Raw genomic sequence first — 17,879 nt, 5'->3', positions numbered from 1 at the left:
TATGAGTGAGTCGCCGGCCGCCGCTGCGGTCCTCGTCGCCGGTTCGGCCAACCTCGATTTCGTCGTGCGCGCTGCGCACATTCCGGCGCCCGGCGAGACCGTGCTCGGCCGCGATTTTGGCACCTTCCCGGGCGGCAAGGGCGCCAACCAGGCGGTCGCGGCCGCGCGCGCGGGCGGCGCGCCGACCCGGATGCTGCTGGCGCTGGGCGACGATGCGCATGCCCGCCCGCTGGAGGATTCGCTGCGCGCGGCCGGCGTGTCGCTGGACATCCGCCGCCAGGTCGCGCTGCCGACCGGCGTGGCGTTCATCTGCCTGGCCGATGGCGCCGAGAACGCGATCACCGTCGCGCCGGGCGCGAACGCCGCGCTCGCGCCCGGCGACCTGCCCGCGCTCGACGGTGTGGGCCATCTGCTGCTGCAGCTCGAGACGCCGCTCGACAGCGTGGCCGCGTACGCGGCGCGCGCCCAGGCGGCCGGTGTGCGCGTGGTGCTCAACGCCGCGCCGGCGCAAGCGCTGCCCGCGGCCTTGCTTCGCCTGGTCGACGTGCTGGTGGTCAACGAGGGCGAACTGGCGACGCTGGTCGGAGACGACGGCGACCTCGCCGCCGCGCTCGCGCGCCTGCCGGTGCCGTGCGCAGTGGTGACCCTGGGCGCGGCCGGTTGCCTGGCACGTGAGGGCGACGCCTTGCATCTGCAGCCGGCGTTCCCGGTCGAGGCGGTGGACACCACCGGCGCCGGCGACACCTTCTGCGGCGCGCTGGTCGCCGCGCTCGCCCGTGGCGACACCTTGCCGGCCGCGCTGCGCGACGCGGCCGCTGCCTCGGCGCTGGCCTGCAGCGCGCTCGGCGCGCAGGCGAGCGTGCCGGCCCGTGCGCAGGTCCAGGCACTGCTGGCCGGCAACGGCGATGCACACGGCCGCGCCGCCCTGGCCGCACGCTGCGGCCTGGCGCCCTGATCCCCCCTTTCATGACGAGATGCCCCCGATGACCGCCTCCCCCTACGAGACGCTCGACGACGCCGAGCAGGCCGACCACGGCCCCGCGCCGCTGCGCAGCGAGTACAAGTTCTCCCACGTCACCACCGGCCGCTACCTGCCCACACCGGGCAAGGCGCCCGGCTGGCCGTTCGCCGACATCGGCGGCTGGATGATCGACGCCAACGAAAGCGCCGCCGACTGGCTGGCCGAACTGCGCGACTGGCGCCGCGAGCATCTGGTGCGGATCGGCTACGACGACGCCAACTACCGCCGGCCCGAACTGCTGTGGGCGCAGCGCAATTTCGTGCACGCGCAGATGATGGTCGAGGACCGTTACTTCTACGATGCCGAGCGCGCCGAGTACACGGTCGACCGCTATCTCGACGATCTGATCGCGCGCTTTGGCGGCATCGATTCGGTGCTGATCTGGTACGTGTATCCCAACATCGGCATCGACGACCGCAACCAGTTCGACCTGGCGCACGACCTGCCCGGCGGGCTCGACGGCCTGCGGCGCGCGGTGCAGGCGTTCCAGGCGCGCGGGGTGCGGGTGTTCCTGCCCGCCAAGCCCTGGGACCACGGCACCCGCGACCCGGGCACCAGCCACTGGGAGGGCCTTGCTGAGATCGTCGCGGCGGTCGGCGCCGATGGCATCAACGGCGACACCTTCAATGGCGTGCCGCGCGCGTTCCTCGACGCCTGCGAGCGCCACGGCCGACCGGTCGTGTTGCAGCCCGAATCGACGATCAGCTCCGAAGAGCAGCTGATCTGGAACGTCCAGAGTTGGGGCAAGAAGGCCCCCGACGGTCCGGTGCCGCCGGTGTCGAAATGGAAGTGGCTCGAGCCGCGGCACATGGTCAACTACGAGAACCGCTGGGGCCGCGACCGCACGCACGACCTGCAGTACTGCTTCTTCAACGGCATCGGCTACAACGCCTGGGAGAACATCTGGGGCATCTGGAACCAGTTCACCCCGCGCAATGCCGAAGTGCTGCGGCGCATCGCGACGATCTACCGTGCGTTCCCTGAGCTGGTGGTGAGCCTGGACTGGGCGCCGTACCAGCCCTGCCTGCAACGCGGCGTGTTCGCCAGCCGCTTCCCCGGCACAGACCGCACGCTGTGGACGCTGATCAACCGCCACGAGTACCCGATCGACGGCGAGCAGCTCGCGCTGCCGCACATCGACGGCACCCGCTACTACGACCTGTGGCGCGGACAGCCGATCGCCCCGCGCCTCATCGACGGCGAGGCGGTGATCGAGCTGCCGCTCGAAGGGCGTGGTTTCGGCGCGCTGCTGGCGCTGGCACCGGGCGCCGACAGCGACGGCCTCGACGCGATTCTGGCCACGCTCGCCGCGCAGGCGCGCACGCCGATCGGCGCGCACTCGGCCACCTGGCAGGCGTTGCCGCAGGCGATCGTCGACGTGGCGCCGACCGCGCCGCAGGCCGCCGCGCCCGAGGGCATGGTGACGATCCCCGGTGACGAGTTCCTGTTCCGTGTCGGCGGCGTCGAGATCGAGGGCTTCGACTGGGCGGGCCTGGACGTGCAGTACCCGTGGGAAGCGTGCCCGCGCCGGCACCATCGCCGCCGCATGACGCTGGCCACGTTCCACATCGACCGCCATCCGGTGACCAACGCGCAGTTCGCGCGGTTCCTGGCCGACAGCGGTTACGCGCCGCGCGATGCGCATAATTTCCTGCGGCACTGGGTCGACGGCGCACCGCGCCCGGGGTGGGCGCACAAGCCGGTGACCTGGGTGTCGCTGGAGGACGCACGCGCGTACGCGCAGTGGGCCGGCAAGCGCCTGCCGCGCGAATGGGAATGGCAGTACGCCGCCCAGGGCCACGACGGCCGTCGCTATCCCTGGGGCGACACCTGGCACGACACCTGCGTGCCGCGGGTCAACCGCGGTCGCCGCCTGCTGCCGCCGGCCGACGTCGGTGCGCATCCGCAGGGCGCCTCGCCGTTCGGGGTCGAGGACCTGATCGGCCACGTCTGGCAATGGACCGATGAGTACATCGACACCCACACGCGTGCGGCGATCCTGCGCGGCGGCAGCAGCTACCAGCCGCAGACCTCGCACTGGTACTTCCCGCAGGCCTACCGGCTCGACCAGCACGGCAAGTACCTGCTGATGGCGCCGGGCAAGGACCGTTCGGGCACGGTGGGCTTCCGTTGCGTGGTCGATGCGGAGCGCCCCCATGGCTGAGGCGCTGGACATCGCCGCTGGCGACGCGCAGCGTCCGCCCGCGCCCGCCCAGGTGCGTTTGCGCGGGCTGCTGGGCGCGGCGCTGGACGCCAATCGCCGCGGTCGGCTGTCGCATTTCGTCACCGGGCCCGACAGCCCGGCGATCGCGATCTTCGATCCGGCGCATCGCGCCGGCAACGAAGAGGGCGACTGGTACGGCGAGCACGCCGGCAAGTGGCTGGCGGCCGCGGCCAAGGCCGCCGCGCGCAGCGGCGACGCCGCGCTCGAGGCGAGCGTGCGCGCCGTCGCCACGTACCTGGCCCAGGTGCAGGAAGACGATGGGTACCTCGGCACCTACGCGCCGCACCGGCGCTTCATGGTGCCGCAGCCGCCCAAGCCCGAGAGCTGGAACGGCGAGCCGGCACTGCGCACCTGGGACGTGTGGACCCACGCCTACTTGCTGCTGGGCTTGCTCGAGGTACACCGGCGGTTCCCGCAGTCGGGTGCGCTGGAGACCGCGCGCCGGATCGGCCTGCTGTGCTGGCGCACGTTCTGCATCGAAGGGCTGGACATCACCACGGTCGGCAACCACCACGGCATGTCGGCGACGGTGCTGCTCGATCCGGTCATGGACCTGCACGCCGCGACCGGCGACGCGCGGTTCCTCGAACTGGCCCGGCGCATCCTCGCCCAGGCCGATGCCAACCCGCGGCTGGCGTTGCTCGAGCGCGCGCTGGCCGGCGCCGATCCATCGGAGATCGCCACCGGCAAGGCCTACCAGCTGTGCTGGAACCTGGTCGGGCTGGCGAAGCTGGCGCGTGCGAGCGGCGATCCGCGCCATCGCCAGGCGCTCGATGCGCAGTGGCAGGCGATCCGCGACCACCACCTGAGCCTGGGCGGCGGCCCGTTCGGTGGCATCGGCCACCGCTCGCGCGAGGTGTTCAATCCTGCGTTCGTGTTCGACCCGCAGGCGTACGTCGAGACCTGCTCGATCCTGGCCTGGCTGCAGCTCAACCGCGAACTGCTGGCGATCACCGGGCAGGCGCGCTATGCCGAGGAGATCGAGCGCACCGCCTACAACGACCTGCTCGGCGCGCAGGCGCCCGACGGCGAGGGCTGGTGCTACTACTCCTACGCCAACGGCCGCCGCATCCATACCAACTACTGGCGCTGCTGCAAGTCCAGCGGCGCGATGGCGATCGAGGAATTGCCGGCAGTGGCGTACGCGACCGATGCCGAGGGCCTCGTCGTCAATCTGCTCGGGCCGGGCGAGGCGACGTGTACGTTGCCCGGGGCGGGCGAGGTGACCGTCGTGCAGGACACGCGCTATCCGTTCGAAGGCGACATCGGTCTGCAACTGCGCCTGGCGCAGCCGGCGCATTTCGTGCTGCGCGTGCGCATTCCCGCCTGGGCGCAGGGTGCGACCCTCACCGTTGCCGGTGAGTCGTGGCCCGAACCGCTGGTTGCCGGCGACTACGTGCGCATCGAACGCACTTGGGCCAGCGGCGACAGTGTCGCGCTGACCCTGCCGCTGCGCCCGCGGGTGCATCGCCGCGTCTACCGCAACGTGCAGGAATCGCGCGCGCCCGACGGCTCGCCGGTGCGCCAGCAGGTGCTGCGCCAGGACTACATCGCCTTCGGCCGTGGGCCGTTGGTCTATGCGACCGGGCTGATCGACGGCTATCGCACCGCCGAGACCGTGCGCCTGCCCGATGACGATGCACAGATCCGGATCGAGGAACTGTCGCCTGCGGGCGATGGCGAGGCGGTGGGCCTGCGACTGCATCTGGCCGAGCGTGCGCCGATCGATTTCGCGCCCTACTACGGCATCGGCGAGCGCCGTGACCGCATCTGGCGCACCACTTGGCTCGGGCTGGCGCCGTCGCACGACGGTGCCGACGCTGGCGATTGCGGTGCGCTCTGAACGATGCGTGCGATGCGCAAACAAGTTTCTGTGGCGGGAGAACATAGGCCGGGCGCATGGCTCGCGGCGCATGCGTCGCGCAGACTGCCCCGGACCTGCGCTGTCGCGTTGAATGGATATCGGACGAGATGACGGATTCCCCTTTCGCCCATGGTCGCGCTGGCGCGCCCGGCCCGTTGAGCGGCGTTCGCGTGCTCGACCTGAGTGCCTACATCGCCGGCCCCTACGGCTGCGCGCTGCTGGCCGACCAGGGCGCGGACGTGATCAAGGTCGAGCCGCCGGATGGCGACAACCTGCGCAACTACCCCTCCACGCTGGCCGCCGAGAGCCGGGCGTTCCTGGGCATCAATCGCAGCAAGCGCGGCGTCACCCTCAACCTCAAGGCCGACGACGACCGCGCGGTGCTCTACCGGCTGGTGCGCGAGGCCGACGTGCTGGTGCACAACTTCCGGCCCGGCGTGCCGGAGCGGTTGGCGATCGATTTCCCGACACTGTCGGCGATGAACCCGCGGCTGATCTACTGCGCGGTCACCGGCTACGGGGAGACCGGCCCGTTGAAGGACAAGGCCGGTTACGACCAGGTGCTGCAGACGATGACCGGTATCTGCACCCTGCAGGGCAAGCGCGGCGGGCCGCCGGAGCTGGTCTACGGCTCGGTGGTGGACTACTACGCGGCCGCGCTGTTGGCGGCCGGGGTGTCGTCGGCGCTGTACGAGCGTGAGCGCAGTGGCGAAGGCCAGTTCGTCGGCGTCTCGCTGCTGCGCAGCGCGCTGGCGATGCAGTCCGCACGCATGGTCTGGGCCGAGGGCGAAGCGCTCGACATCGGCCGCGACATGCGCTCGGGCGGGGTGACCGGGCTGCATCCCACGCGTGCGGGCTGGCTCTACATTTCGGCCAATACACCGCGGTTCTGGCAGGCGCTGTGTGCGCTGACCGGGCTCGAGGCGCTGGCCGCCGATCCGCGCTACGACACTGTGCGCAAGCGTGCCGAGCATGCGGACGAAATCCTGCCGCAGTTGCACGCGGCGCTGGCCGCGCGCGATGCGGTGGACTGGGAGGCGCATTTCGGCGATGCCGTGCCGTGCGCGGCCGCGCGTGCGGTCGAGGACATGTTCGAACATCCGCAGGTGCTGGCCGAGGGCATCGTCAGCACGATCGCGCATCCGACCCTGGGCAGCTACCGCGGCGTCGCCCAGACGATCCGCTTCGGCCGCACGCCGGGGCCTGCCCCATTTGCCGCGCCCACGCTGGGCCAGCATTCCGAGGCGGTCAGGGTGGCCCTGGGCGCCGTGGGACGCGACAATGGCGATTCCGCCTGAGCGGCGGTCACGTCCCAACCCGAGGTGTTCATGTCCGCTGCCGCATCCAAGCTCGACCAACTGCGCACGATGTCCGTCGTCGTCGCCGATACCGGCGATGCCGACGCGATCGCGCGGCTCAAGCCGGTCGACTGCACGACCAACCCGACGCTGGTGCGCAAGGCGCTGGACCTGCCGATCTACGCCGAGCTGATCGAGCATGAGCTCGAGCGCGCGCGCGGGCTCGACGGCGATGCCGATGCCGTGGTCCGCCAGGTCGTCGACCGCCTGACGATCGGCGTCGGCCGCAAGCTTGCCGGCCTGGTGCCGGGCCGGGTGTCGACCGAGGTCGATGCCGACCTGTCGCACGACACCGAGGCCACGCTCGCCAAGGCGCGCCAGTTCATCGACATGTACGAGGATGCCGGTGTCGGCCGCGATCGCGTGCTGATCAAGATCGCCGCGACCTGGGAAGGCATCCGCGCCGCGCAGCAGCTGCAGCGCGAGGATATCGACTGCAACCTCACGCTGATCTTCAACCGCAGCCAGGCGATCGCCTGCGCCGAGGCCGGCGTGTTCCTGATCTCGCCGTTCGTCGGCCGGATCCTCGACTGGCACGTCGCGCGCGGCGAGGTGCCGGCGACGATCGACGACGATCCGGGCGTGCGTTTCGTGCGCGATGTCTATGCCGAGTTCAAGCGTCGCGGCTCGCCGACGGTGGTCATGGGCGCCTCGTTCCGCTCGACCGCGCAGATCGAAGCGCTGGCCGGCTGCGACCGGCTGACGATCTCGCCCGACCTGCTCGAAGCGCTGGATGCCGAGCACGGCCCGCTGGCGCGCGCGCTGACGCCGGGCAAAGGCGATGGCCGGATCGACCCGCCGGTCGACGCTGAACGCTTCGCGCGTGATCTCAAGGCCGATCCGATGGCCGACGAGAAGCTGCGCGACGGTATCGCCGCGTTCGCCAAGGATCTCGCTGCGCTGCGCCAGACGATCGCCCAGCGGCTGCAGGCCGGCTGAGATGCGCGTCCGGCGCGCCGTGGGCGTGCTGGCGGCGCTGTTGGTCGCCGGCTGTGCCGGCGGCCCGCAGTCCACGGCGGCCGCGCCGGTGGTCGTGCCCGAGCATCGCCCCGGGGTGAGCATCGGCTACCTCGATGCGCCCGGCTTCGACAGCCGCGCATTGCTGCCCGCGCCGCCGGCGCCCGATTCGGCCGCGCGGGCCCTCGATGAGGCCATCGCGGCGCGTGCGCTGTCCCTGCGCGAGACCCCGCGCTGGCGGCAGGCGGCGATCGACGCCGACCTCGACTTTCCCCGGGCGGCCGACCTCTACGCCTGCGCGCTCGGCGTGCCGATCGACACGACCCACACCCCGCACCTGGTGCGGTTGCTGCGGCGCAGCCTCGCCGACGCCGCGATCGACGGCCGCGCCGCCAAGCTGCACTGGCAGCGCCGCCGGCCGTTCCTGGCCAACGGCGCGCCGGTGTGTACGCCAGGCGAGGCCGCGCAGCTGCGCGACAGCGGCTCGTACCCGTCGGGCCACACCGCGATCGGCTGGACCTGGGCGCTGGCGCTGACCGCCGTCGCCCCCGATCGCGCCGATCCGCTGCTGCAACGCGGACGCAGCTTCGGCGAGAGCCGACTGGTCTGCAACGTGCACTGGTACAGCGACATCGTGCAGGGGCAGGTGGTCGGCGCCGCGACCTTCGCGCGGCTGCAGGCCGAACCGGCGTTCCTGGCCGACCTGGCGGCGGCGCGCGACGAGGTCGCCGCCCAACGTGCGCGCGGCGCCCGGCCCGAGGGCTGCGACGCGCAGACCGCCGCGTTGCGCCTGTCGCCGCTGCCGGCCGCCGACGATCGCTGAGGCCGGCGAGCTGCGCGACAATGGCCGCGCGATGAGTACGACACCTGTCCCAGACCCCGATCCGCGGCCCGAACCGCCTGAGGCCCCGCTGCCGAGCGACTGCTGCGACAGCGGCTGCCCGATCTGCGTCTACGACCTGCACGCCGATGCGATGGCCGACTACCGCGCCCGGCTGGCCGCGTGGCGCGCGCGGCATCCTGGGGCCGACTGACGCGCGCGGCCGGGTTTACGCGACCGCTGCGAAGCGCGCAGCGTGCCGGGCCAGGAACGCGTCGGCCTCTGCGCGCAGCCAGGCGCCGACGGCGGCGACGGCCGGTGTGTGCGTGGTACCGGGCGCGGCCAGCAGGCGGAAGTCGTGGCCGTCGAGCGCGGGGCCGAACGGGGCCCGCAGCACGCCGTCTTCCAGGGCGTCGGCGACCAGGGCGACGCTCGCCAGTGCGATGCCTTGGCCGGCGATCGCGGCCTGGATGGCATGCGCTTCGTCGGAGAAGCCGAGTTCGCCGCCGTGCGTGTCCGGCAGGCCGGCGGTTCGGCACCAGCGCGGCCAGTCGGGGGTGTGGGCGTCCTGCAGTCGCCAGGCGTAGCGCAGCCGCGGCACGGTCGCCAGCGCCGTCGGGCCGGCCAGCGCCAGGCCGGGGGCGCAGACCGGAATGAAACGTCCAGGCAGCAGCGGCCAGGTTTCGACCTGCGGAGCCGGTGCGGGGCCGTAGCGGATCGCCAGCTCCGTGCCGCCGGCGGCCAGCCGGACCGGGTCGTCGGCTGCGTGCAGGTGCAGATCGACTTCGGGCGCGGCCGCAGCGAGCGCCGGCAGGCGTGGCAACAGCCAGCGGGCGGCGAAGCCCCGGGTCGTGCTCAGCGTGACCGCGGGGCGGCGCGTCTGCCGTTGCAGGTCGGCGACGGCGGTGGCGATGCCATCGAAGCCGCCGCGCACGCTCGGGTACAGGCGTTGCCCAGCCTCGGTCAGCCGCACCTGGCGTACTTGGCGTGCGAACAGCCGCAGGCCCAGCCAGTCCTCGAGCTGGCGGATGCGGTGGCTGACCGCGGTGGGCGTGAGCGACAGTTCTTCGGCTGCGGCCTTGAAGCTCTGGCGTCGGGCGGCGGCCTCGAACGCGCGCAGTGCGCTCAGCGGTGGCAGGCGGGCGGGGCGATCGTGCATGAGCGCAATTCATCCATCGGACGAGAAAACATCGTTTGTCGGGCTCTGGGCCGGCGCCAATCATGCCGGAGCGCCGCAGTGCGCATTCTCTCCCAGCTTCGCCAGGTGAATCATGCTCAGCTTGCTCCATCTCGACGGCAGTGCCCGTCCCGGTTGTTCGGGCGAGGTCCCGCACGGCTCCCATACCCGCCGGCTCGGCGCCCGTTTCGTCGCGCGCTGGCAACAGCGGCGCCCCGGTGATCGCATCGTCTATCGCGATCTCGCCCTGACGCCGCCGACCCATGTCGACGGACGCTGGATCCATGCTGCGTTCACGCCGCTGGCGCAGCGCACGCCGTGGATGATCGAGCGGCTGTCCGAGAGCGATGCGCTGATCGATGAGCTGCTCGGCAGCCCGCTCGTGGTGATGGGGGTGCCGATGTACAACTTCGGTATGCCCGCGCCGGTCAAGGCCTGGATCGACAACATCGTGCGCGTGGGCCGCACCTTCGGTTTCGATCGCGCGCGCGCCGGTGCGCCGTACTGGCCGATGCTGGCCGGTCAGGGCCGCCGCGCCGTGCTGCTGGGTGCGCGCGGCGATCACGACTATGACCCCGGTGGTCGCAACGCCGGCGACAACCTGGTCGAGCAGGGCGTGATGACGCCGCTGCGCTACATGGGCATCACCGACGTCGACCGGGTCGCGGTGGAATACGACGAGTTCGCCGATGCCCGGCTCGCGGCCTCGATCGCGCGCGCCGAGGCCGCGGTCGATGCGCTGGTCGATCGCCTTGCCGAACAGGCCGATGCGCGGGAGACGGCCGCCGCGGCCACGCCCGCTTGACCGCCCGTGCGGCCGGGGCTACCGTGTCGCCGCCAAGGTTCATCTCTTCATGCGAATGAAGCGATGATTAAAAGGGAAGCCGGTGCGCCGCATGGCGGCAATTCCGGCGCTGCCCCGCAGCGGTAACTGGAAACGACCCCCGTCAACGCACTGGCGCCCGTCCGGGCCGGGAAGCGACGGGCAGTAGGCCCACCACCTCGCAGGTGGCCCGTCCATGAGCCCGAAGACCTGCCTTGGCCGTGCGCACCGACAGGCGCGCACGTACGACCTGGGGCCTCCGCGGGGAGGTGCACGGGCATCGCGCCGCGCACGTCGCGGCCGGTCCCGCACGTCCGCACGCAGGCTCCGGTTCGCCCGAGGGGGCGAAGGTCGGCCGTGTGGCAGGCGGGCGCGCGCAGGCGCGGTGCACGCCATGCGGACCCTTCGTTCCTCAATCCCACGCATTGAGGACGCATCCACCATGACCGGCATCACCAATCTCGGCTTTCCCCGCATCGGCCGCAAACGCGAGCTCAAGCGCGCCGTCGAACGTCACTGGCGCGGCGAGGCCGACGCCGCGCAGTTGCAGGCAGTGGCGCGCGACCTGCGCCTGCGCCATTGGCGCCTGCAGCGCGAGGCCGGCGTCGCCACGCCGCCGAGCAACGACTTCTCGCTCTACGACCAGGTGCTCGACGCCGCCTTCGGCTTCGACGCGATCCCCGAGCGCTACCGCGCGCTGGCCGATGCCGATCCGCTGGCCGGTTACTTCGCGCTGGCGCGGGGTCATCAGCAGGACGGCATCGACCTGCATGCGCTGGAGATGACCAAGTGGTTCGACACCAATTACCACTACCTGGTGCCCGAACTGCAGGCCGGCCAGCGCTTCGCGCTGCGCGACGACAAGCCGGTGCGCGAGTACCTGGAAGCCAAGGCCGAGGGGATCGAGACCCGGCCGGTGCTGCTCGGGCCGGTCACGCTGCTGTGGCTGTCGAAGACCGTCGACGGCAGCGATCGCTTCGCGCTGCTCGATGCGCTGCTGCCGGTGTACGCCGAGTTGCTGGCACGCCTGCACGCCGCCGGCGCGGCCTGGGTGCAGATCGACGAGCCGGCGCTGGTGCTCGACCTCGACCCCGCGGTGCGCGCGGCCTTTGATCGGGCCTACGCCACGCTGGCGCAGGGCGCGCGGCCGAAGCTGCTGCTGGCGACCTACTTCGGCGCGCTGGACGACAACCTGCCGTTGGCCGCGTCCTTGCCGGTCGACGGCCTGCATGTCGATCTGGTGCGCGGGCGCGAACAACTCGATGCGGTGCTCGGCGCGCTGCCGGCCGGGCGCACGTTGTCGTTGGGGCTCGTCGACGGCCGCAACATCTGGCGCACGCGGCTGGACGATGCGCTGGTGCTGGCGCGCTACGCGATCGATGCGCGCGGCGACGATGCGGTCTGGCTGGCGCCGTCGTGCTCGCTGCTGCATGTGCCGGTGGACCTGGCGGGCGAGACCGCGCTGGATGACGAACTGCGTGGCTGGCTGGCCTTCGCCCGGCAGAAACTCGATGAACTGCGCCTGCTGGCCGAGGCGCTGGCCGATCCCGATGCCGCCGAGCCGGCGCTGGCCAAGGCGCGCGATGCGATCGCCGCGCGGCGCGCCTCGCCCCGCGTGCAGCGGCCGGAGGTCGCCGCGCGGGTGGCTGCACTCGACGCGTCCGCGTCGCGTCGCGCGACGCCCTATGCCGCGCGTCGGGCCGCGCAGGATGCGCTGCGCCCGCTGCCGCTGTGGCCCACGACCACGATCGGCTCGTTCCCGCAGACGCTCGAGGTCCGGGAGGCGCGTGCAGCGCACAAGTCCGGCAAGCTGAGCCAGGCCGACTACGATGCGTTCATCGCCGACCAGATCGCGCAGTGCGTGCGTGTGCAGGAAGACCTCGGGCTGGATGTGCTGGTGCACGGCGAGTTCGAGCGCAACGACATGGTCGAGTACTTCGGCGAGCAGCTCGATGGCTTCGCGTTCACCAAGAACGGCTGGGTGCAGAGCTACGGCTCGCGCTGCGTGAAGCCGCCGGTGATCTACGGCGATGTCGCCCGCCCGGCGCCGATGACCGTGCGCTGGTCGCGCTACGCGCAGTCGCTGACCCCGCGGCCGATGAAGGGCATGCTGACCGGCCCGGTGACAGTGCTGCAATGGTCGTTCGTGCGCGACGACCAGTCGCGCGCCGATACCTGCCGGCAGATCGCACTGGCCTTGCGCGACGAGGTGACCGACCTGGAGGCGGCCGGCATCGGCGTGATCCAGATCGACGAACCGGCGCTGCGCGAGGGCCTGCCGCTGCGGCGCGCCGATTGGGCGGCGTATCTGGACTGGGCGGTCGAGAGCTTCCGCATCAGCGCCTCGGGCGTGGCCGACACCACCCAGATCCACACCCACATGTGCTACTCGGAGTTCAACGACATCATCGAGGCGGTCGCGGCGATGGACGCCGACGTGATCTCGATCGAGACCTCGCGCTCGCGCATGGAATTGCTCGAGGCCTTCGTGCGGTTCCGCTATCCCAACGGCATCGGCCCGGGCGTCTACGACATCCATTCTCCGCGCGTGCCCGATGTCGAGGAGATGACCGCGTTGCTGCGCCGGGCGGCCGAGTCGATTCCGGTCGCCCAGCTGTGGGTCAATCCCGATTGCGGGCTCAAGACCCGCGGCTGGCCGGAAACGCGCGCAGCGCTGTCAGCGCTGGTCGCGGCGGCGCGCACGCTGCGTGCGCATGCCGATCGCAGCCGGACGGAGGCGGCCCCCGCCGTGCCGGCCTGACCGCACTGGCCGATGCCGGATGTCGCGACGCGGCCGTCAGCGCCGGCCGACGTCGCGGCGCCCGGCATCGCCGGTCGCCCGCTGGGCCGGGGCGCGGCGCAGTTGCAGGCGGCCGGGCGTGCTGGCGTCGGCCACGATCGGATAGGCCTCGCACAGCGCCCCGACGAAGGCCAACGGCGCATCGCTGCGGAACACACCGGTCACGCGCAGCTCTGTCAGCGACGCGTCCTCGATGACGATCCGCTCGTGGCTGTAGCGGTTGAACTCGGCCACGACCTCGGCCAGCGTCGCGTCCTCGAACACCAGCCGGCCCGACAGCCAGGCCGGCGCGGCGAGCTTGCGCAAGGTGCCGATCTGCGGCGTGTCGAGATCGCGGCTGAGCCGCGCGGTCTGGCCGGCGACCAGGCCCAGCAACGGGGCAGGCCGGCCGTTGCTGCCGCCATCGAGCGGCAGCAGCACGACCTCGCCTTGGATCAGGGCGACGTCCAGCGCAGCGGCGCGGCGATTCAACTCGAACTCGGTGCCGACCACGCGCAGGCCGCCGTGCGTGGTGTGCACCGTCAGTGGCCGGCGCTCGCGGGCGACGCGGAAGAACGCGCGGCCGCGGTCGAGGACCACCGTGCGTGCGCGCGGCCCGAAGGCGACGTGCAACCGGCTGTCGGTGTCCAAGCTGATGTGGGTGCCGTCCTCGAGCGTCAGCTCGCGGCGCTCGCCCACACCGGTGGCGTAGACACGCTCGGTCGGTGCGGCCGGCACCAGCAGCTGCCAGGCGCCGAGCAGCGCGAGGGCGAGGGTGGCGGCCAGACCTGCGGCGACCGGCCAGCGACGGCTGGCGCGGGGGCGGGGCGCGCGCTGGGGCGCCGCGACGGCGTCCAGGCGGCGTGCGATCTCGGGATGCGGCGCGTGCGTGCCCAGCCCGGTCCACAACCGCTCCAGCCGCTCGTAGGCGGCGCGATGGCGCGGGTCGGCGTCAATCCACGCCTGCCAGGCGCGCAGGTCGGTGCCGTGCACGTCGTCGGCGCGCAGGCGCGCAAACCACGCGGCTGCGCGGCGCCGGATCGGATCGCCGCCTTCGATCAGCTCGAGCTCAGGCTTCATGCCTCGTCCAGGGTCGCATCCAGGTGCATCAGGGCCCGCATCATGTGTTTCTCCACCGCGCTCACGCTGATGCCGAGCCGCTTGGCGACGGCGCTGTAGGTCAGCCCATCATATCGCTGCAGCAAGAAGACCTCGCGGCAGCGCGGCGGCAACGCATCGAGCGCCTGCAGAAACCGTTGCAGACGCGCCTTGTCTGCGTAGACGCATTCGCACGACGGCTCCTCACTCTGCCAAGCCGCGGCGACCGCCTCGATCGGCACATGATCGGACTTGCGATGGCTGCGGTCGCGGCGAAAGCGGTCGCGCAGCAGATTGGAGGCGATGCGCATCACGAACGCCTCGACGTTCGCCAATCCGGCCAGACGGGGGGCGGGCTGTTGGCTCAGTCGCGCCAGCGTGTCCTGGGTCAGGTCCTCGGCGTCCTCCGTGCTCGTCAGGTGCCGCGAAAAATAGCGCAGCAACGCCGGCCGGTACTGCTGGGCCAGACGGGTGACGTTCCGCTCGTCCGGGTGCCGCAGGGCAGCCTCGGACGCCTTGCCGGGGGCGGGCGCAGTCATCGGTGTCGGGGGAGGAGAAGACGGGATGTCGCCCTTCGAACCCTATGTGAGCGGCGCGTGATGAGCAAGCTGAGGAATTGTGACCGGCGTGCGTCTGCATCGTGGACAGGGGCGTCATGACCAATCGTCAAGGAGCGGCGGGGACCGATCACGACTTCGAGGGGATTTCATGACACAGGGTTTGAGGGCTGGGGGCGCGCGTCGCCATTCGTTGCATCCGCTGGTGCCGGCGCTGGCGATCGCGCTGGGCTGCATGGTCGGCACCGTCGCACCGGTATCGGCGCAAGCGCCGCAGCGCGAGTTCGCGGTGCAGAGCCAGCCGCTGGGCGCCGCGCTCAACCAACTGGCGCTCAGCGCCGAGCGCGAGATCATCGTGTCCCCGGATCTGGTGCGCGGCATGACCGCACCGGCGGTGTCCGGGCGCCACAGCCTCGGCGAGGCGCTGGACCTGCTGCTGGCCGGCACCGGACTCACCTACCGCGAGAGCGATGGCCGCGTGATCATCGTCGCCGACGAGAACGCGCCGCAGGCCGCGGCGTCGCCGGCGGCGTCCGGTGCGCGTGCGGCGGTCGCGGGGGCGTCGGGCGATGCGGTCAGCCTGGACACCGTCCGGGTCTCGGCCTCGCGCATCGACCGGCCTGATTTCGTCTCGCCGACGCCGATCCTGCCGATCAGCGCCGAGGAGCTGAACCTGGACATGCGCACCAACATCGGTGCCGCGCTCAATGACCTGCCGCAGTTCCGTGCGACCAGTTCGCCGCAGACCACCGGCTCCAACACCGGCGCCGGCAACGCCCCGGTCGACCTGCGCGGCCTGGGCATCAGCCGGACCCTGGTGCTGCTCGACGGACGCCGCGTCTCGGGCGATAACGACCTCAACACCGTGCCGTCGGTGCTGGTGAAGTACGTGGACGTGGTGACCGGCGGCGCGTCGGCGGCCTGGGGCTCGGGCGCGGTCGGGGGCGTGGTCAACATCACCCTGGATCACGACTTCGAGGGGGTGAAGTTCGGCGCGCAGGCCGGGCGCTCGACCTATTCGGATGGCGACGAAAAGCGTTTCGAGGGCGCCTGGGGCACGCGCTTCGCGGACGATCGCGGCCACCTGCTGGTCGGCGGCGAGTTCCTCGACAACGATGGCATCGTGCCGCGCAGTGCCCGCCCCCGGGCCGGCCGCTGGTCGACGTTGCGGATCGATGGCCAGCCGACGCTGATGCCCGATGTCGGCTTCGCCGATGCCGCGATCGGCGGGCTGATCGTCGGCGCGCGCGACGCGAACGGCAAGGCGGTCAGCGGGTTTTCGCTGACCGGTCAGGCGTTCAACCCCGACGGTTCCTTGCGGCCCTTCGATTACGGCAAGGTGGTCGGTGCGCTGATGAGCGGCGGCGAAGGCCCGTCGAACGACGACTACAGCCCGCTGAGCGCGCCGCAGAAGCGCTACTCGACGCTGGCCAGCGTGCGCTACGACTTCACCGACACGGTCCGGATGAGCGCGGACGTGCGCCACTCGCGCATGTACAACCACTACATCTGGTTCGGCGACCACAACCGCGGCAACCTGTCGATCGGGCTGGACAACGCATTCCTGCCGGGCACGGTGCGCGAGGAAATGATCGCCGCCGGCGCCAGTACGCTGACGCTGGGCCGGTTCAACAACGACATCAACTATCCGCGGATCGACTTCGAGCGCCGCACCACCCAGGCCACGCTGGCCTTCGACGGCTACGCCGGCGACTGGCGCTGGAGCACCTATTACTCGCACGGCGAGGCGGAGCAGAACTTCGACACGCCCGGCTTCGTGTTGCGGCAGGCGTGGGCGAACGCGATCGACTCGGTCATCGATCCGGCGACCGGCGCGCCGGTGTGCCGGGTCACGCTCGCCGATCCCAGCGTCGCCTGCGTGCCGATCAACGTGTTCGGCGAAGGTGCGCCGTCGCAGGCCGCGGCCGACTACGTGACCGGTACGCCCAGCCAGCGCTCGACGACCAAGCTCGACACCTTCGGCGCGAGCCTGCGCGGCGAGCCGTTCCAGATGCCGGCCGGTGCCGCCTCGGTGGCGGTGGGCGTGGAAGCGCGGCGCGAGTCGATCGATCAGCGCGTGGGTGCACTCGATGCGGCCAAGGCGTTCCGCTCCTTCAGCTTCAATCCGATGCAGGGCAGCTTTACGGTCAAGGAACTGTTCGGCGAGGTGCTGCTGCCGATCGCCAAGGATCGCGGCCTGCTGCACGATTTTGGCGTCAACGCCGCCGCGCGCGTGTCCGATTACTCCACCACCGGAGCGATCTGGTCCTGGAAGCTGGGCGCGACCAACGAGTTCTTTCCAGGCTTTCGCGGCCGCATCGCCCGCTCGCGCGACATCCGCTCGGCGAACCTGAGCGAACTGTTCACCACCAGCACCACCGGCTGGAGCTACGTGCTCGACCCGGTCACCGGCCAGACCGTGTATGCGCTGAGCAACGGCGGCGGCAATCCGGCGCTGGTCCCCGAGACCGCGGACACGCTCACCGTCGGCCTGACCTGGTCGCCGCAGTCGATCGAGGGGCTCGATCTGTCGGTGGACTATTTCGACATCCAGATTCAGGACGTCATCACCACGGTGGGGCTGCAGGACATCCTCAACCGCTGTGCGGCCGGCAACCCGGCGATGTGCGCACGCGTGGAGCGCGATGCCGGCGGCAACATCACGCGCATCGTCTCCACCTACACCAACCTGTCGCAGTACAAGACCGACGGCGTGGACATCGAGCTGGCCTACAAGCGGCCGACGACGCTGTTCGGTGTGGGCGGGACGCTGACCACGCGCACCCTGGCCAGCTGGATCAACAGCCTGACCACCGACGACGGCATCAACAACATCGAGTACGTCGGCTCGCAGGGCTATGCGTTCGGGCTGGGTGTGCCGCGCTGGCGTGCGGTCAGCAGCCTGACGTTCAACAGCGACCGGTTCTCGGCCAACGTCCGTGCCCGCTACATCTCGTCCGGGCAGTACGACCGCAACCAGGCGATCGTCAACGGCGCGATCGGCAGCTACGTCTACTACGACCTGGGTGCGAGCACGCGGCTGGGCGAGGGCGGACAGCTGGAGCTGTACGGCGCGATCAACAACGTCACCAACAAGCAGGCGCCGATCGGATCGACGTTCTCGCCGTACTACGACGTGATGGGTCGCTACTACACCGCCGGCGTTCGCCTGAAGTTCTGAGCGTCCCGCTCCCCGACACG

The 17,879-nt window shown here is 71.3% G+C and carries 13 protein-coding genes and 1 riboswitch; of the genes, 10 read left to right on the top strand and 3 right to left on the bottom strand.

The genetic code is table 11. The annotated features are described in order from the left end of the window. Position 1 precedes the first annotated feature (1 nt). From ABE487_RS12610 to ABE487_RS12580, 7 genes are all read left to right on the top strand, one after another. On the top strand, positions 2-955 hold the full coding sequence (locus ABE487_RS12610; protein ID WP_346451244.1) for a PfkB family carbohydrate kinase: 954 nt from the start codon (positions 2-4) through the stop codon (positions 953-955). 28 nt (positions 956-983) lie between these two features. Then, positions 984-3,185, top strand: a complete 2,202-nt coding sequence (locus ABE487_RS12605) for an SUMF1/EgtB/PvdO family nonheme iron enzyme (RefSeq protein ID WP_346451246.1) — start codon at positions 984-986, stop codon at positions 3,183-3,185. After that, a complete protein-coding gene (locus tag ABE487_RS12600; protein ID WP_346451248.1) occupies positions 3,178-5,088 on the top strand; it encodes a beta-L-arabinofuranosidase domain-containing protein in 1,911 nt (636 codons plus the stop codon). The genes ABE487_RS12605 and ABE487_RS12600 overlap by 8 nt, the downstream gene beginning before the upstream one ends. A 128-nt stretch (positions 5,089-5,216) precedes the next feature. Beyond that, positions 5,217-6,407 (top strand): CoA transferase, encoded by a 1,191-nt coding sequence (locus ABE487_RS12595; protein WP_346451249.1) that lies wholly within the window; start codon positions 5,217-5,219, stop codon positions 6,405-6,407. 30 nt (positions 6,408-6,437) lie between these two features. Next, positions 6,438-7,406, top strand: a complete 969-nt coding sequence (locus ABE487_RS12590; RefSeq protein ID WP_346451251.1) for a transaldolase — start codon at positions 6,438-6,440, stop codon at positions 7,404-7,406. A 1-nt stretch (position 7,407) separates the two neighbouring features. Then, on the top strand, positions 7,408-8,247 hold the full coding sequence (locus ABE487_RS12585; RefSeq protein ID WP_346451253.1) for a phosphatase PAP2 family protein: 840 nt from the start codon (positions 7,408-7,410) through the stop codon (positions 8,245-8,247). A gap of 31 nt (positions 8,248-8,278) precedes the next feature. Next, positions 8,279-8,458: an oxidoreductase-like domain-containing protein gene (locus ABE487_RS12580; RefSeq protein ID WP_346451254.1), complete on the top strand. Its 180-nt coding sequence runs from the start codon at positions 8,279-8,281 to the stop codon at positions 8,456-8,458. Between the two features lie 15 nt (positions 8,459-8,473). Here ABE487_RS12580 and ABE487_RS12575 read toward each other — a convergent pair whose 3' ends face one another. Then, the gene (locus tag ABE487_RS12575) at positions 8,474-9,403 is read right to left on the bottom strand and encodes a LysR substrate-binding domain-containing protein (protein WP_346451256.1); all 930 of its coding nucleotides are present in this window, start codon (positions 9,401-9,403) and stop codon (positions 8,474-8,476) included. Between the two features lie 112 nt (positions 9,404-9,515). Between ABE487_RS12575 and ABE487_RS12570 the strand changes: the two genes are divergently transcribed. Both ABE487_RS12570 and metE read left to right on the top strand, forming a co-directional pair. Next, positions 9,516-10,226 (top strand): NAD(P)H-dependent oxidoreductase, encoded by a 711-nt coding sequence (locus tag ABE487_RS12570; protein ID WP_346451257.1) that lies wholly within the window; start codon positions 9,516-9,518, stop codon positions 10,224-10,226. An 18-nt stretch (positions 10,227-10,244) separates the two neighbouring features. Beyond that, positions 10,245-10,477, top strand: a riboswitch (cobalamin riboswitch). 209 nt (positions 10,478-10,686) lie between these two features. Then, positions 10,687-13,005, top strand: a complete 2,319-nt coding sequence (gene metE / locus ABE487_RS12565) for a 5-methyltetrahydropteroyltriglutamate--homocysteine S-methyltransferase (RefSeq protein ID WP_346451258.1) — start codon at positions 10,687-10,689, stop codon at positions 13,003-13,005. Between the two features lie 36 nt (positions 13,006-13,041). On the opposite strand, the gene ABE487_RS12560 is transcribed toward metE, so the two are convergent. Continuing rightward, positions 13,042-14,103, bottom strand: coding sequence for a FecR domain-containing protein (locus ABE487_RS12560; RefSeq protein ID WP_346451259.1), 1,062 nt, complete (start codon positions 14,101-14,103; stop codon positions 13,042-13,044). Beyond that, complete coding sequence (locus tag ABE487_RS12555) at positions 14,100-14,660, bottom strand: RNA polymerase sigma factor (RefSeq protein ID WP_346444440.1); 561 nt, start codon at positions 14,658-14,660, stop codon at positions 14,100-14,102. Before ABE487_RS12555 ends, ABE487_RS12560 begins: the two co-directional genes overlap by 4 nt. A 169-nt stretch (positions 14,661-14,829) precedes the next feature. Here ABE487_RS12555 and ABE487_RS12550 point away from each other — a divergent pair, with 169 nt between their 5' ends. Further along, entirely contained in the window at positions 14,830-17,859 is a 3,030-nt protein-coding gene (locus ABE487_RS12550; RefSeq protein WP_346451260.1) for a TonB-dependent receptor, read from the top strand. Positions 17,860-17,879: the final 20 nt, after the last annotated feature.

The organism is Luteimonas sp. TWI596, assembly GCF_039674105.1.
In the GTDB taxonomy this organism is placed as follows: domain Bacteria; phylum Pseudomonadota; class Gammaproteobacteria; order Xanthomonadales; family Xanthomonadaceae; genus Luteimonas.
Note: the sequence above shows the minus strand (reverse complement) of the source record. Positions and strands in the feature narration are given on the sequence as shown.